The organism is Paenibacillus sp. 7541 (assembly GCF_002276395.1).
Classification (GTDB): Bacteria; Bacillota; Bacilli; order Paenibacillales; family Paenibacillaceae; genus Paenibacillus_AQ; species Paenibacillus_AQ campinasensis.
The window spans coordinates 25512-39842 of the sequence record NZ_NQLZ01000049.1; the positions used below are offsets into that span (position 1 = coordinate 25512).

The window sequence follows — 14331 nt, forward strand, 5'->3', positions numbered from 1 at the left end:
AGTACCTTTATTGTAATGGATTATAGCCACAGATGCTAAATCTTTCGGTACTTCCGCAAAGCCGCGATATTCAGGAACATGAACAATACCGAGAAACCGAGGAGCATTAAAATGTCCATATAGATATCTCCCCACCCGTACCCGCGGATCATCACATTCCGCAGCGCCTCGGCAGCGTAATAGAGCGGTGTAAACGGGCCGATCCAGTTGAGCCAATCAGAGATCGTCTCCAAATTAAACAGTCCGGAGAAAAAGATTTGTGGAACGATGACAATAGGGATAAACTGAATCATTTGCAGTTCATTATTGGCAAAGGCCGAGAGCAAAATTCCCAAGGTTAATGCGGTGAGAGAAAGGACCAGCGTGATCACAAGTACGTCAATGAAATGCCCCTCCATCAGCATCCCCAGCACATAAATAGCATAGGAGGCAATAAGCGCAGCTTGAATCATCGTAAAGATCCCGAACCCGACAATATAGCCGGCAACAATTTCCCATTTTCGCAAAGGGCTCGATAACAGCCGCTCCAGCGTCCCGGTGGTTCGTTCTCTTAAAAAGGATACTCCCGCAATTAAAAAGACAAAAAAGAAAATAAAGAAGCCTAACAATACGGGCCCAAAATAATCGAATTGACTCATCTCTGCCGAACCGTGGATGAATGTCATCTCCAGATTCGTTGAACCTCCCGGTTGCAACGGGGCCACGGCCTGTTGAATCCACCGGATGACAGCGCCGTTCACATTCGGATCGCTGCCTTCCAGCACAACGGAGGGGGAACCATGGTCAAACCTGATATAACCGTCGATCCTCCGCTTCTCGATATCTTGATTGGCTTGCCCGGCATCGGTGTATTTCGTAATGTCAGCACCGCTCTGGTCCAGTTGCGCCTCCACCGCGTCAGGAATCTGAATGAGACCTACCTTCGGAACATAATCCCCACCGTTAAACACAAGATGAAGCATCGTTAAAATCGCAATCGGAGCAAATATCAGCAATCCGAGTGTTCGCCTATCCCGCATAATCTGTCTTAAAATACGGATCACCAGCGCTTGTATTCTCATGCCTTCACCCCTCCATAAGCCAGAAACGCTTCTTCAATCGAGGAAGAATGGGTCTGCGCCTTTAACTGCTCGGGTGTCCCCACAGCGATTAACCCGCCGTCCCGAATCAAAGCGAGCCTGTGGCATTTCTCGGCTTCTCCCATGACATGCGTCGTAACAATCATCGACGTTCCTTTATCATTTAATTCGTAAAAGGTATCCCAGATTCTTTTTCGCAGGACCGGATCAATTCCAACCGTCGGTTCATCGAGAATTAAGAGCTCCGGCTCGTGGAGCAAGGCAATCGCAAGTGATAACCTTCGTTTCATGCCTCCTGAATAATGGTGAATGGATTTATTCAGATGCTCGGTAAGCTCGACAATGCTCATCACATGATCGATTCTTCGCTGCAGCGCCTTTCCTTTCAAACCGAAGAGAGCACCGAAAAACTCAAGGTTTTCCTTCGCGGTCAGCTCGCCATATAGTGCATCCGACTGGGCCATATAACCAATTCGCTCCATCAATTTTAACGAAGGCATTTTTTGTTGAAAAAGATACGTGTCCCCCTCATTTGGCACTTCCAAACCGGTCAGCATTTTCACCAACGTGCTCTTTCCCGCTCCCGATGGCCCTAGCAAGCCAAAGATTTCCCCCTTGTAAATATTTAAGGAAATTTGACTCAGCACCTCCTGCTTCCCATACGCTTTCGATACCTGGTTGATCGATACAATCTTCTCATGGACATCATCGACATGCATTTTGTCACCCTCTTTTCACGTAATGATGAGTGATTACTCACTTTAATCATAAATCAACACAAGTCACATGTAAAGTGAGTACTCACTCATAACATGCCTAAATTGTTATATTTTCTAAGAACTTCACTTTGGGACTCCTGATCATGAAAAAAAGGCACAACCCGACGGATCAGGTTGTACCTCGTTTAGGCAAACATTGCCTTCGATAATTATATTTTCCCTCTACATGGTGAAGATATCAGGAATGGTCTTCCGGAGGCTCCTTCGGAACCAGCTTGAAAATATCACCGTCCACAAAAGTATCAATCAATCGATCCAGCCAACGGTAATACGCCTCAGCCTCCCGCATTTTCGCACGATCTGCCTGAAGCACAGCATGCAGCTCTTCATCGTCCTCATGCTCCTTCATCAGCTTCTCGATCTCCTCGAGCGCCTTGCGAAGGACCAGAATATTGCTCTCTACGGATTTCCGCCATTTAATATCAAAATAATCGGCAAAGGTTTGGTACCAATCGTACTCCACCTCGTACAGATCCTTGCGGGAGCCTTTCTCCCATACCTTGTTTACCATTTTATAATCGAGCAGCGTACGCACGCCGGTACTCATGCTCGTTTTGCTCATCCTCATTTCCTGTCCCATCTCATCGAGATTCATCGGTTTGTCAGCAAAGAATAACAGACCGTACAAATGTCCCGTTGAGATCGAGATGCCGTACAAATCCATGTTGCGTCCGATATTTTCAATCACGCGCTTGCGGATTTTTTGCACGGCTGCCTGCCGAACCTCATCTAAATGGTACAAGCCCATGCTTGCAGCCTCCTCTTTCAGTGACCATCCAAGAAGTAGTGACAAAAGCGACAAATCCCTTGATACAGGCAGTATCTCCTGTACGTGACAGATTCTCCTCCAGCTAATCACACTTTCTCTTGTCTTATTGTAGGTAAAGCCATTTTAAAAGTAAAGAACTCCATTCAGGAGGATATCGGAGCATCTTGGAGTTATCTCAAGGATAACTTTGTACAGTTTTTTCTGTACGTACTTTACGTACGGATATAACGTTTGATACTTTACGAATCGATTGTTACAATGAATTCCATGGGTTTACAGTCGCGGGTCCATACTCATATGACCGGGACGAATACGGATATAGGATGGCCATATGACTCATTTCAATTCGACAGATCAACGTACTGACATCGTGACGTACGCTGCTATCCATATAAAAAGGAGGAGTACTTTTGGCTATTTTGCAAGTAAAACAAGTTAGCAAATTGTTCGGGCCACATGCCGAGCAAGGGCTGGAGCTGCTGGAGCAAGGCTTTAGCAAAGCCCGTTTAGCAAAAGAAAAAAACATTACGGTCGGGGTGAACCGAGTCAGCTTCGATATTCAGCAAGGCGAAATTTTTGTCATTATGGGGCTATCAGGGAGCGGCAAGTCTACCCTTGTCCGTTTGCTAAATCGGTTGATCGAACCGACATCGGGAGAAATTCTTATTCACGGCAAAGATTTGAGAAAGATGAACAAGGAGCAGCTGCGCGAGGTTCGGCGCAAGAAGATCAGCATGGTGTTCCAGAAATTCGCCCTGTTCCCGCACCGGACGGTGATTGACAATGTGGAGTACGGGCTCGAGATCCAGAAAGTCGATAAAAAGCTGCGGCGTGATAAAGCGATGACCGCTCTGGAGCTTGTAGGTCTGAAGGGCTGGGAGGACAAAATGCCTCACGAGCTTAGCGGCGGCATGCAGCAGCGCGTCGGGCTCGCCAGAGCGCTCGCCAATGATCCGGAGATTCTGCTCATGGACGAAGCGTTCAGCGCACTTGACCCGCTTATTCGCCGGGATATGCAGGATGAGCTGATTGAGCTTCAGGACAAAATGAAGAAAACGATCGTGTTCATCACCCATGACCTGGACGAGGCGCTCCGAATCGGAGACCGCATCGCCCTTATGAAGGATGGCGCTGTCGTGCAGATCGGCACGCCTGAGGAAATTCTGACCCAGCCGGCCAACGATTATGTAGAACGCTTCGTAGAAGACGTCGATCTGTCCAAGGTGCTGACAGCCGCCCATGTCATGCGTCGTCCGGAAACCATCACGCCGGATCGCGGACCGCGGGTTGCGCTGGAGCTGATGCGTGAACGCGGCATCTCCAACCTGTTTGTCATTGACCGCACGAAGAAGATGCTCGGTGTCATTACCGCCGAAGACGCTTCGGACGCGATGCGCAACAATCGCAAACTGGAAGACATTCTCGTCACGGACGGCCCGAAGGTTGGACCGGATACATTACTGAATGAACTGTTTGAAATCACCAGCTTGTCCAAGGTTCCACTGGCGGTTGTGGACGACAACGGCCGACTTCTCGGCGTGATCGTGCGCGGAGCCGTTCTTGGCGCCTTGGCTGGCGAAAGCAAGAGCGAGGAGGTGAAGCAAGATGCCTAAAATCCCGCTCGCAAGCTGGATTGAATCACTCGTTGATTGGATGGGGACTTACCTCGCCGGATTATTTGATACGATTGCATTCATTATTCAAAAGGTTGTTGGATTCTTCAATTATGTATTCATGCTGCCGCATCCTTATCTGTTCATCCTGATTCTGGCGGTGCTTGCTTGGTTCCTGGGTCGACTGCCGCTGACGCTGTTCACGGCCATCGGTTTCCTCGTCATTGATAATCTGGGCTACTGGTCCCAGACGATGAGCACGCTCAGTCTGGTCATTACATCGGCCTTGATATCCGTACTGCTCGGTGTGCCGCTAGGCATTCTGACCGCCTACAGCAAGACCGCATCACGCATCTTGATTCCGATTCTGGACTTTATGCAGACGATGCCGGCGTTCGTATATTTGCTGCCTGCGGTTACATTCTTCAGCCTGGGCGTGGTACCGGGCGTGATCGCATCCGTTATCTTCGCGATTCCGCCAACCATTCGCCTGACCCGTCTTGGCATTATGCAAGTATCCGGCGAACTGACCGAGGCCGCAGACGCCTTCGGCTCCACATCGGCGCAGAAGCTGTTCAAGGTTCAGCTGCCGCTGGCACTGCCAACCTTGATGGCAGGGATTAACCAGACGATCATGCTGTCCCTGTCGATGGTCGTCATCGCCTCCATGATCGGTGCGCAAGGTATTGGCGCCGAGGTGTATCGCGCAGTTACCCAGCTGCAGATTGGTAAAGGGTTTGAAGCCGGCCTGGCTGTCGTCATCTTGGCGATTGTGCTGGACCGCTTTACACAAAATATATTTAAATCTAAAAAGAGGGGTGCTTAAGCATGAAAAAAACGAAGCTTTGGCTGATGTTTAGCCTTGTCGCCGTCTTGATGCTGTCCGCATGTAACAGCGGAACTAACAGTGATCAGGGCAACAACGGAGGAACGGGTGAGGGAGAGTCTTCCGCTTCTGTCGGATCTCAAGTGAATCATCAAATCATCGGTATTGATCCAGGCGCAGGTATTATGAAAGCAACCGCTACCGCTATCGAGGAATACGGTCTGAGCGACTGGACGCTTGTGGAAGGCTCCGGTGCTGCGATGACAGCTACGCTGGATAAAGCGCTCAAGAATGAAGAGCCCATCATCATTACAGGCTGGACACCACACTGGATGTTCGCCAAGTATGATCTGAAATATTTGGAGGATCCAAAGCTGGTCTATGGTGAAGCCGAAGAAATCCATACCGTGGTTCGTCTCGGCCTTCAAGAGGACCAGCCGGAAGCCTATCAGTTCCTGAGCAACTTCAAATGGACTTCCGATGAGATGGGCGAAATTATGACAGCTATCCAAGAAGGACAGGACCCTGAGGAAGCCGCTCGCGCTTGGGCGGAAGCCAACAGCGACCGGGTGGACGAATGGACTGAAGGCGTGAATCCTGTAGACGGTACAGAGTTCAAATTCAGCTATGTCGCTTGGGATTCCGAAATTGCAAGCACCAACCTGCTGAAAGTGATTATGGAAGACAGACTTGGCTTTAAAGTAACGGCCCTTCAGGTCGAAGCCGGCCCAATGTGGACGGGTGTTGCCAACGCCGATGTGGACGCTACGGTTGCCGCATGGCTGCCGCTGACGCACGCCGACTACTGGAATCAATTCCAGGATCAAGTTGAAGACCTTGGCGCCAACATGGAAGGTGTAAAAACCGGCCTGGTCGTTCCAGCTTATATGGACATTACCTCGATTGAGGATCTTGCCAACTAACAGCATCGAAGATTGTTCCATCTAATAAACGCCCCGATCCTTTCTGCCTGTGCAGAAGGATCGGGGCGTTTTCAGGCATTCGCCTGTCTATCTTCTTTCAGGTGTTTCGGCGTGCCTATTCAGACCGAGGCCCGTTCGATCAGCTCAAAGTCCAGCTCATGGCGGACAGGTGCGGTCTGGGTGCCTTCAATATGCTCATGCAATATCGCAAAGGCCATCTCCCCCATCTGCAGCAGCTGATTATCAATGGTGGTGAGTCCGAGCATCCGGCCTATCGGATGATTGTCAAAGCCGATCACAGCCAGCTCCTTCGGAATGCTAACCCCCCGCCGCTCCGCTTCATATATCAGTCCGGCCGCAACGTGATCCCCCGTCACCAGCAGGGCGCTGGGGCGCTCCTTCATGACGAACAATCGCTCCATAATCGCTGCCCCGTCTTCAATATCCAAACACCGGTCCAGTATCCATTCCTTGCGATAAGGCTCTCCCAGCTCCTCCAGCATCTCCCGGTAAGCAATAAGCCTCGCCTCCGTGCTCGGACTGTCCATTCTCCCCACCGTAAAGCCGATATGCCGATGGCCCTTGCGGATCAGATACCGAATCGCCTTTCGAAACGCTTCGGTATGGTTGATATACACGGATGAGAATCGCCTCTCTCCGGCATCCTGACAGCATACGACCGGCCCATACGCACAGTATGCCTCAATCTCTGTCGGAGAAATGGAGGATGACAGCACCACGATGCCGTCCACCTCGCGGTTTCGCAGCATATCCAGCGCTTCCCGCTCCTTATCCTGGCTGTACCCCGTCTGGCACAAAATAAGCCGGTAGCTGGCCGATAACGCTCCTTTCCCCACCCCTTCCATCAAGGCGGAAAAGTAAACATGGTTGACAAACGGCAGCATAATCGCGATATTCATCGTCCTGCCTGTGATCAGGTGGACGGCATTCATGTTTCTGGCATACTTCAACTGCTTTATCGTATCCATAACTCGATTACGCTTCTCTTCACTCACGTAGGGGTGATTGTTCAGCACCCGCGATACGGTTGACACCGACACCCCTGCCTGTCTGGCAATCTCTTTAATATTCGCCATCGTCCGTCATAAGCCCCTTTCACCGCTGACTTCCATGTCTGCATACTACCATGAATGCGAAGCGATGTTCAAAACCTTCCGCAACATGTCACACAAAAAGCTTGCTCTGAAATGCGTTTCATCCTGTATGTTAAAGCTGCGGGGCTCTTCTGCATGTCAGCGTGACCACCAGGGCGTGATGGCATGCAGAAGAGCCCCCGTTTGTACCGACTGAAATTTCCGTAACCTCCATGAAACTTAGACTCTCTCTCCGCGTATAATCACAACAAAAGGAGCTGATGGATTTGGAAACATTCGGAAGAGGCTGCCTCTATATTATCGTGGGCATGATCTTGCTACTGCTGGTGGCTATTCTGTTGCAGACATCGATTCATATTCCCTGGTTCATTTTTATTCCGCTCGTGATCATCGCATTTGTTATCGCGGCCAATCGAAGCAACAAGAATAAGGACGATTAACCCGAAAAAAAACAACCGTCCCTCGCCACAAAAGGCAAGGCCACGATTGTTCTTGTCACATTCAACCTGATGAGTTACAAAAAGATCAACAGCAAGGTTCCCGCCAAGAAGCAGTAGTACGCAAAGTATTTCAGATTGCCGCGGGCCATAATGTTCATCAGCCATTTCATGGCAAAATACGTACATATCAACGTAGCTACAAATGCGATAAGATAAGGCACAAACAGTGTTGAGCGTTCAGGATCGCCCATAATATCCGACACGCCAAGCACCGCACCGCCGAGACTGACCGGGATGTACAGCATGAAGGCAAAGCGCAGCGCGGTATCCTGTTTCATGCCGACAGCAACCGAGGCAATGACGGTAGCACCCGAGCGGCTGATGCCCGGTATAAGCGCTACGGCCTGCGCCAAACCGACGATAGCCGCGTCCTTCACCGACAGATCCCCGTCCCGCTTGCGGCCGCGAAGGTTCCGGATCAGCCATAGCGCAACCCCGGTGAACAAGAGCGCAATTGCCACGGTATGTACGGAGGAAAATACAGCTTCAATCTGCTCTTTGAACAGCAGTCCGATCACCATCGCCGGGATCGTACCGATCACGATATACAGCACAAACATAAAATCCGATCTGTACTCGGCCTTGCGCGTCCGCAAGAAAGCGAGTCCGTTCACGATCAATCGAGCGATGTCTTTGCGATAAATAAACAGGATGGCTGCAAGCGAAGCCGTATTCGTCAATATTTCAAATGACAACCCGTTCTGCTCCATACCCATCAACCGCTGGGCAATGATAACATGCCCGCTGGAGGATACCGGAATCGGCTCCGTCACCCCCTGAATAATGCCTAGCACGAGATACTTTAACCACAATATTAAATCTTCCATAGTTCTCCCACTCTATCTTATGATCATTTTTACATTCCAATCTATCATATCGTAAATCATAGGGAAGGGGCAAACCCGGATCGATTTCAGTCCGGAGAGCAAGGGTACCATCACGTTAGCGAATGCGGTATTTCTCGAATTCCGGGAACGGATGGAAAGTGACGGCAACCGGCTCGAACCCGCGCTCTGACCGGTCATACTCGAACTCAAAATCTCCGATATAATTCGCGAATCCAATATTAGCGGCAGCTTCGGCCGTCAGCTTCCCGCCGTCCACATCGTAATAGATAACCCCGCCAACACCGATCCGGCTGTTATAATGATCGCCCGGCTCAACATCCGGAATTCGGAACGACCATGCCTGTGGCGTCTCCCCTTTAAGCTTCACGTCAATAACCAGCTCCGAGCCTTCCAGGGTGATGCGGGATTCAATCCATTCATCGGCCGCCTGCTCTGCAGACAACACCGGAATCTCTTGACCGTCCCGCGGATCTACCACATGAATTTCTTCCATGTGCAGCCCTGTGCCAGTCCCGGTCGTGAATATGACAACAACCTCCGGCTGGCCGTCCCCGTCCACATCTTCCGCATGCAGTACCGGTTCATAACTCGGCAGCCTAGGCGCCTGCCAATCGTAGGAATAGCGGGCAGCTCCGGCCTCCAGAATGAAGCCTCTGTAATTCTGTCTGTCCTTCAAGGCAGCATACAGCTTGTAGCTGCTGTCCTCTGCGGTCGCCAGCGGTTCCTTCGGTTCCCGGACACTGATGCTGACCGATCCCGATGTAATTGTCACATCCTCGATAGAACGATACGTTACTTCTGCCCCGGTCAACGATGAGAGGGAATCGACCGGAATGTACACATGCCCTTGCCGAAGCAGTACCGGTGCATCAAGCTGAAACAAAGCTTCGCCATGCACAGTTACCTCTCTACTGCCGCTCTTGAGGATAACTACTCCGTCCGGTGCATCAAGCTGCAAGCTTTTCTCCGCATTATCCCAACGGAAAGTATACGGATAGTACGTCCCCATCACCCTTGCCGGGACATATAAAATATCACCGGAATAAAAAGGATACCCTGGCGAAGGAACAGCTTCCCCGTCCACAATCACGATTGGGGCTGCCTCATCCTGCGCTTGCACGCGGTCCTGAAGCAGCTGGCTCATAATGACGATAAGCAGTAAAGCGGTAATGCCTGCGATGATGTACGATTTCAATGTCTGATTCCCCCCATGAATAAGCTGCTTCTTCAATTATAAGGGGAGAAAAATCGCTTTACATTACTTGATTGTAACAATTTGGAGACAAGCTTGTGACCATCTTTCTTGCGGCCATGCCTGATGTGATCATCCTGCATGCACACGCGAAGAAGCCCCTTCGGATCTCGGTTCGAAGGGGCTTCTGCATCTATGTTAAGGGGTATCTTTATATTAGGACGCCAATCTTAATATAAGCTTAAAATGCGATTAGAATAACATAAATTCATGCCTCGCTATCCCCGAGGATCTGAGGTCAGCAGTCCATGTGGTGCCGGCCCTTCGGGATGACGAAAGGAGAACCTGACAGCGGATCCGCAATAACGACACAATCCAGGCCGAAAATATCCTTCACCATGGCGCTTGTAATGACCTCGGACGGGGGTCCTTCGGCAACGAGCCTTCCGCTGTCCATGGCAAAGATATAATCCGCATAACGCGCGGACAAATTAATATCATGGAGCACCATCACAATCGTGGTGCCATGCTTCCGATTCAAGTCTGTCAGCAGATCCAGAATCTCCACCTGATAGGTAATATCGAGAAACGTGGTCGGTTCATCAAGGAATAGAATATCAGTTTGCTGCGCCAGCGCCATGGCAATCCAGACGCGTTGCCTTTGTCCGCCGGAAAGCTCGTCAATATGATGGTTGGCATACTCGACAATATTCATAATGCTCATCGCTTCGGCTACCGCTTCTGTGTCCTTTTTTGACCAGCCGCTGAACAAGGACTGATGCGGAAAGCGCCCCCGGCCAACCAGATCGGCCACCGAAATGCCCTCCGGCACGATCGGAGATTGCGGCAGCAAGCCGATCATGCGCGCCAGCTGTTTGGAAGGGATTCTACCGATCCCTTTGCCGTCCAGCGTTATCGATCCCGATATCGGCTTGATCAGCCGTGCCAGCGTTTTCAGAAGCGTAGATTTGCCGCAGCCGTTGGCCCCTATAATTACGCTTATTTTGTGGCTGGGAATCGTCAGGTCTATCCCGTGAATGATCGGCTTTTGGTCATAACCTGCTACTAATTGCTCCGCCTGCAACACATGTGTCTGTTTCATTATCGTTATAGATCTCCCTTTCGATTCATTCGGATTAGCAAATAGACCAGATAAGGCGCGCCAAGGATTCCGGTAATGATGCCCACCGGGAATCGGTACACAAAAGCAAATTGTCCGATCAAATCTGCTGCCAGCACCAAATTCACCCCGACAAGCCCGGCCGGAATCAGGTTGGAAGCCCCGATTCCAACCAATCGATTGGCGATCGGTCCTGCCAGAAAGGAAACGAAAGCGATCGGCCCTGTCGTCGCGGTAGCAATAGCAATCATAAAGACGGCGCCTACGATGAGCGCGGCCCTCGTCTTGTCGGTATTCACGCCAAGCGATGTGGCTGACTGTTCACCCAGCTCCAGTAAACTTAAGTGTTTGCCCAGCATGATCAGCATGGGGGTGCATACCAGAACCGTGAGAACAAGAGGCGGTAATTCATGCATTTGTGAACCGTTCAGACTGCCGCTGAGCCATCGGAACGCCGCCGGCAAATCCTGCTGTGAACTAATGATTAACAGATACGATACCACAGCATCCAGCATCGCTTGTATGCCAATGCCCACCAGGATCAAGCGTCCGATGGAAAACGATTTGCCTCTGGATAATACGTACATCACAATGACCGTGGCCAGGCCGCCGACAACAGCGGCAATAGATACGAGAGTCCGGCCGGAATGCAGCACCGTAATGAAAAATACGGCGGCAGCGCTCGAACCTGACGTGATTCCGATGACATTGGGGTTGGCCAGAGGATTGCGAAGCATCGTTTGAAATATATAGCCGGCGATGCCAAATGCAAAACCTGCAAACAGCCCAGCCAGCATTCTTGGCAGTCGAATCGTATTAACGGCAAAGGATACTCCCTTGATCTGCTCGCCGGAAAGGGCCCGAATGACATCCTGGACCGGGTAAATGGTATTGCCGAGCAGCAACATGGCCGTACATAGCATGCATGCAAGCATCAGCAGAATACCTGTAACAAGGAACCAGCGGCGGCGTCGATGCCGTCTGCCTGACATGATAAATTCATAAGCTTGATTCTTCATAATGAACGCACTTTCGATCTGATCGCTAGAATGATTAAGATAGGTGCCCCGATAAACGCGGTCACAATGCCGACCTCAACCTCACCCGGGCTGCCGATCAATCGGCCGCATACATCGGATAAGGTTAAGATGATGGCCCCCGCCAAAGCCGACATCGGAATAACGTAGCGCAGATCAGGCCCCAGGACAAGCCGCATGACGTGGGTGGCTAACAACCCGATAAATCCTATGGGCCCAGCCAGCGCTGTGGCCGCTCCACACAGAATCACACCGCCGAATGCGGCAACAAGCCGCAGCACCCCGGTCCGCACGCCAAGCCCGCTGGCCGCCTCATCTCCGAGTGCCAAAGCATTTAACGCCGGTGCAGTGACCACGGCAATCACGATGCCAACGGCTAAGAAAGGGAGAAACGTGAGAATCGAGCTCCAGCTGGCTGCTCCAACGCTTCCGACCTGCCAGAACCGGATCTGATCCATCACATGCGAACGCGGGAGCAATATCGCCGACACTAGCGAAGAAAGCGCGGCGCTGGTGGCCGCCCCGGCCAGCACAAGCTTAATCGGCGTAGCTCCTCCGCGCCCCATCGAGCCGATCCCGAATACAAAGACTGCAGTTATTGCAGCGCCAGCCAGTGCCAGCCATATGTATTCATTAGCCGTCGTTATACTGAATACAGCAATCCCGACAACGACAAATAAAGATGCCCCGGTGTTGACGCCAAGGATGCTGGGGTCAGCCAGCGGATTGCGCGTAACCGACTGCATCAGTGCTCCCGAAACCCCAAGGGCTCCTCCACAAAACAAGCCGAACAGGGTTCGGGAAATTCTTTTCCGAACCACATTCGCCCCAAAGGAATCGATATGAGGATGAAACAGGCCATCGATTAACTCTTGCCACCGAACGACTCGGGCTCCTAGCGTTAACGAAGCGAGGATGGCCGCACCAAGCAGCACAATCCCCACCAACAGGACAATGGAAAAATGCTTCGGAACATGCGGCCGATGACCTTTCCTCATCAAAGCTGGAGAACTATTCATTGATCTTGTCAATAGCTCCTCCGATTAACTCCAGATACTCATCAATTGTAAACGCGATGGACAGCGGATTCGGCGTGCCGGCTGCTACAAGCGGCGTGTCACTGGTAATAAAGGCAACGGAGCCTCGCGCAATTGCCGGAACCTTGCCGATCACGGGATCGGCCTTCAGCACTTCATACAGCTCATCATTGCCATATCCGACGATGAGATCTGCATCATACAGCGCCTCGATATTCTCAGCGCTTAATTTTAAGGAGTAGCTGTTCGGGTCTGTAATGAGCTCTGTAATGCTGTCCGGATACGTCATCCCCAGTTCATGCAAGAAGGAGACGCGGGAATCAATAGGGGTATAAATATGCAGCTGGGACAAGTCTTGCGCAGAGAAATTGACCCAGACAACTTTCTTGCCTTCAATTTGCGGATATGCGCTTAACTTTTCGTCAATCATGGCCTCCGTATCTTGAATAAGCTGCTCCCCTTCGGCCTTCATCCCCATCCCGGTTGCGTTATAAATAACCTGCTCTCTCCATGTGGTCGCCCAAGGAGCTGTTGGATAGGGTACAACCGGCGCGATTTCACTGAGTATATCGTAATCTTCCTGCGAGATGCCGGAGTATGCGGCCAGAATGACATCGGGATCCGAATCGGAGATCGCTTCGAAATCAAGGCCGTCGGTATCCTGGAAAACGTTAGGGTTCGTCACCCCGAGTTCCTCCAGCTTCTGGGCAGTCCAAGGCAGCAGGCCGCTATCATCCTGCACACCGAAATTGGCGGCAGAGAAGCCTACCGGCACAACGCCGAGAGCGAGTACGACATCATGATTGGCCCATTGGATGGTTGCGATCCGTTCAGGCTTGCTCTCGATGACCGTTTCGCCCAAAGCATGTTGGATGGTGATCGGGAATTCGGCGTCCGCTCCCTCAGCTTCTGGAGCTTCTGTAGTTGGTGTTTCCGTATTCTCCTCCGATGCAGTAGTCGTAGGCGTTTCCTCAGATACAGGTGCGGAGGTCTGCGAATTAGAGGAGCAGCCTGCCAATGCGATCAGCAGAACCATGATCATAGCAATCGACTTAAAGATGAACTTACGATCGGTTGTCATTGATTTTCATACCTTTCTATTTATGAATTCGAGAAACTATCCAACATTTGCAGCATGTTGCTCAAGCTATGTAAAGCCATCCTGTTACTCCTGGTGTAAGATGTTAAGATGATCTGTATCCTTCGTATAGTCTAAGCTAGCACGTCCCCCTTTTCTCGATCTCCCTCTTTTATTGATATTGATTATCACTCTCATCTATTCTATCTTCCTTATTTTACATTGTAAAGTACTAAACTGAGATTCTCTTAGAGATGCTGCCTGATCTGGGGACATGAAGAAGATACACCTGGTAAACGGAAGTGGAGGCGACGGTCACTTGCGCCATCAATACAAATGGATACATCGTGCAAGAAGTGTGATTATATTCGTAATGCTAATGAAAAAGGCTCCCTCCCGGGAGCCCCAGATTGTC

At 50.9% G+C, this 14331-nt stretch carries 14 protein-coding genes; 4 read left to right on the forward strand and 10 right to left on the reverse strand.

The genetic code is table 11. From position 1 onward, the window contains the following. Positions 1-35 precede the first annotated feature (35 nt). The 3 genes from CHH75_RS23455 to CHH75_RS23465 all read right to left on the reverse strand — a co-directional run bounded on the left by CHH75_RS23455 (position 36) and on the right by CHH75_RS23465 (position 2606). Positions 36-1061 carry an ABC transporter permease gene (locus CHH75_RS23455; RefSeq protein WP_095399285.1) on the reverse strand — a complete coding sequence of 342 codons (1026 nt, stop codon included), beginning with the start codon at positions 1059-1061 and terminating at the stop codon, positions 36-38. Beyond that, positions 1058-1798, reverse strand: coding sequence for an ABC transporter ATP-binding protein (locus CHH75_RS23460; protein ID WP_095264799.1), 741 nt, complete (start codon positions 1796-1798; stop codon positions 1058-1060). The genes CHH75_RS23455 and CHH75_RS23460 overlap by 4 nt, the downstream gene beginning before the upstream one ends. 238 nt (positions 1799-2036) lie before the next feature. Further along, positions 2037-2606 (reverse strand): GbsR/MarR family transcriptional regulator, encoded by a 570-nt coding sequence (locus tag CHH75_RS23465; RefSeq protein WP_095264798.1) that lies wholly within the window; start codon positions 2604-2606, stop codon positions 2037-2039. Positions 2607-3037: 431 nt separating this feature from the next. Here CHH75_RS23465 and CHH75_RS23470 point away from each other — a divergent pair, with 431 nt between their 5' ends. The 3 genes from CHH75_RS23470 to CHH75_RS23480 are packed head-to-tail and all read left to right on the forward strand — an operon-like array spanning position 3038 to position 5989. Next, positions 3038-4240: a quaternary amine ABC transporter ATP-binding protein gene (locus CHH75_RS23470; RefSeq protein WP_095264797.1), complete on the forward strand. Its 1203-nt coding sequence runs from the start codon at positions 3038-3040 to the stop codon at positions 4238-4240. After that, positions 4233-5066 carry an ABC transporter permease gene (locus tag CHH75_RS23475; RefSeq protein ID WP_095264796.1) on the forward strand — a complete coding sequence of 278 codons (834 nt, stop codon included), beginning with the start codon at positions 4233-4235 and terminating at the stop codon, positions 5064-5066. The genes CHH75_RS23470 and CHH75_RS23475 overlap by 8 nt, the downstream gene beginning before the upstream one ends. Before the next feature lie 2 nt (positions 5067-5068). Beyond that, on the forward strand, positions 5069-5989 hold the full coding sequence (locus CHH75_RS23480; protein ID WP_095264795.1) for a glycine betaine ABC transporter substrate-binding protein: 921 nt from the start codon (positions 5069-5071) through the stop codon (positions 5987-5989). A 119-nt stretch (positions 5990-6108) separates the two neighbouring features. Here CHH75_RS23480 and CHH75_RS23485 read toward each other — a convergent pair whose 3' ends face one another. After that, a complete protein-coding gene (locus CHH75_RS23485) occupies positions 6109-7086 on the reverse strand; it encodes a LacI family DNA-binding transcriptional regulator (RefSeq protein WP_095399286.1) in 978 nt (325 codons plus the stop codon). Between the two features lie 284 nt (positions 7087-7370). Between CHH75_RS23485 and CHH75_RS24980 the strand changes: the two genes are divergently transcribed. After that, positions 7371-7544 (forward strand): hypothetical protein, encoded by a 174-nt coding sequence (locus CHH75_RS24980; RefSeq protein ID WP_176475650.1) that lies wholly within the window; start codon positions 7371-7373, stop codon positions 7542-7544. 74 nt (positions 7545-7618) lie between these two features. Here the strand turns inward: CHH75_RS24980 and CHH75_RS23490 are convergent, their stop codons facing one another. The 6 genes from CHH75_RS23490 to CHH75_RS23515 form a co-directional block, all read right to left on the reverse strand. Further along, on the reverse strand, positions 7619-8431 hold the full coding sequence (locus CHH75_RS23490) for an undecaprenyl-diphosphate phosphatase (RefSeq protein ID WP_095399287.1): 813 nt from the start codon (positions 8429-8431) through the stop codon (positions 7619-7621). 115 nt (positions 8432-8546) lie between these two features. Beyond that, positions 8547-9647 carry a stalk domain-containing protein gene (locus CHH75_RS23495; RefSeq protein ID WP_095399288.1) on the reverse strand — a complete coding sequence of 367 codons (1101 nt, stop codon included), beginning with the start codon at positions 9645-9647 and terminating at the stop codon, positions 8547-8549. 295 nt (positions 9648-9942) lie between these two features. Beyond that, the gene (locus CHH75_RS23500) at positions 9943-10746 is read right to left on the reverse strand and encodes an ABC transporter ATP-binding protein (RefSeq protein ID WP_095264791.1); all 804 of its coding nucleotides are present in this window, start codon (positions 10744-10746) and stop codon (positions 9943-9945) included. 5 nt (positions 10747-10751) lie between these two features. Continuing rightward, on the reverse strand, positions 10752-11783 hold the full coding sequence (locus tag CHH75_RS23505) for a FecCD family ABC transporter permease (protein WP_095264790.1): 1032 nt from the start codon (positions 11781-11783) through the stop codon (positions 10752-10754). After that, a complete protein-coding gene (locus CHH75_RS23510) occupies positions 11780-12799 on the reverse strand; it encodes a FecCD family ABC transporter permease (protein WP_244908129.1) in 1020 nt (339 codons plus the stop codon). The genes CHH75_RS23505 and CHH75_RS23510 overlap by 4 nt, the downstream gene beginning before the upstream one ends. Positions 12800-12812: 13 nt before the next feature. Then, positions 12813-13919: an ABC transporter substrate-binding protein gene (locus CHH75_RS23515; protein WP_095264788.1), complete on the reverse strand. Its 1107-nt coding sequence runs from the start codon at positions 13917-13919 to the stop codon at positions 12813-12815. Positions 13920-14331: the final 412 nt, after the last annotated feature.

Excerpts from the sequence above, each read along its gene's own strand:
- CHH75_RS23455 (WP_095399285.1), bottom strand. The coding sequence starts at position 1,061 with ATGAGAATACAAGCGCTGGTGATCCGTATTTTAAGACAGATTATGCGG.
- CHH75_RS23460 (WP_095264799.1), bottom strand. The coding sequence starts at position 1,798 with ATGCATGTCGATGATGTCCATGAGAAGATTGTATCGATCAACCAGGTA.
- CHH75_RS23465 (WP_095264798.1), bottom strand. The coding sequence starts at position 2,606 with ATGGGCTTGTACCATTTAGATGAGGTTCGGCAGGCAGCCGTGCAAAAA.
- CHH75_RS23475 (WP_095264796.1), top strand. The coding sequence starts at position 4,233 with ATGCCTAAAATCCCGCTCGCAAGCTGGATTGAATCACTCGTTGATTGG.
- CHH75_RS23480 (WP_095264795.1), top strand. The coding sequence starts at position 5,069 with ATGAAAAAAACGAAGCTTTGGCTGATGTTTAGCCTTGTCGCCGTCTTG.
- CHH75_RS23485 (WP_095399286.1), bottom strand. The coding sequence starts at position 7,086 with ATGGCGAATATTAAAGAGATTGCCAGACAGGCAGGGGTGTCGGTGTCA.
- CHH75_RS23490 (WP_095399287.1), bottom strand. The coding sequence starts at position 8,431 with ATGGAAGATTTAATATTGTGGTTAAAGTATCTCGTGCTAGGCATTATT.
- CHH75_RS23500 (WP_095264791.1), bottom strand. The coding sequence starts at position 10,746 with ATGAAACAGACACATGTGTTGCAGGCGGAGCAATTAGTAGCAGGTTAT.
- CHH75_RS23505 (WP_095264790.1), bottom strand. The coding sequence starts at position 11,783 with ATGAAGAATCAAGCTTATGAATTTATCATGTCAGGCAGACGGCATCGA.
- CHH75_RS23510 (WP_244908129.1), bottom strand. The coding sequence starts at position 12,799 with ATGAGGAAAGGTCATCGGCCGCATGTTCCGAAGCATTTTTCCATTGTC.
- CHH75_RS23515 (WP_095264788.1), bottom strand. The coding sequence starts at position 13,919 with ATGACAACCGATCGTAAGTTCATCTTTAAGTCGATTGCTATGATCATG.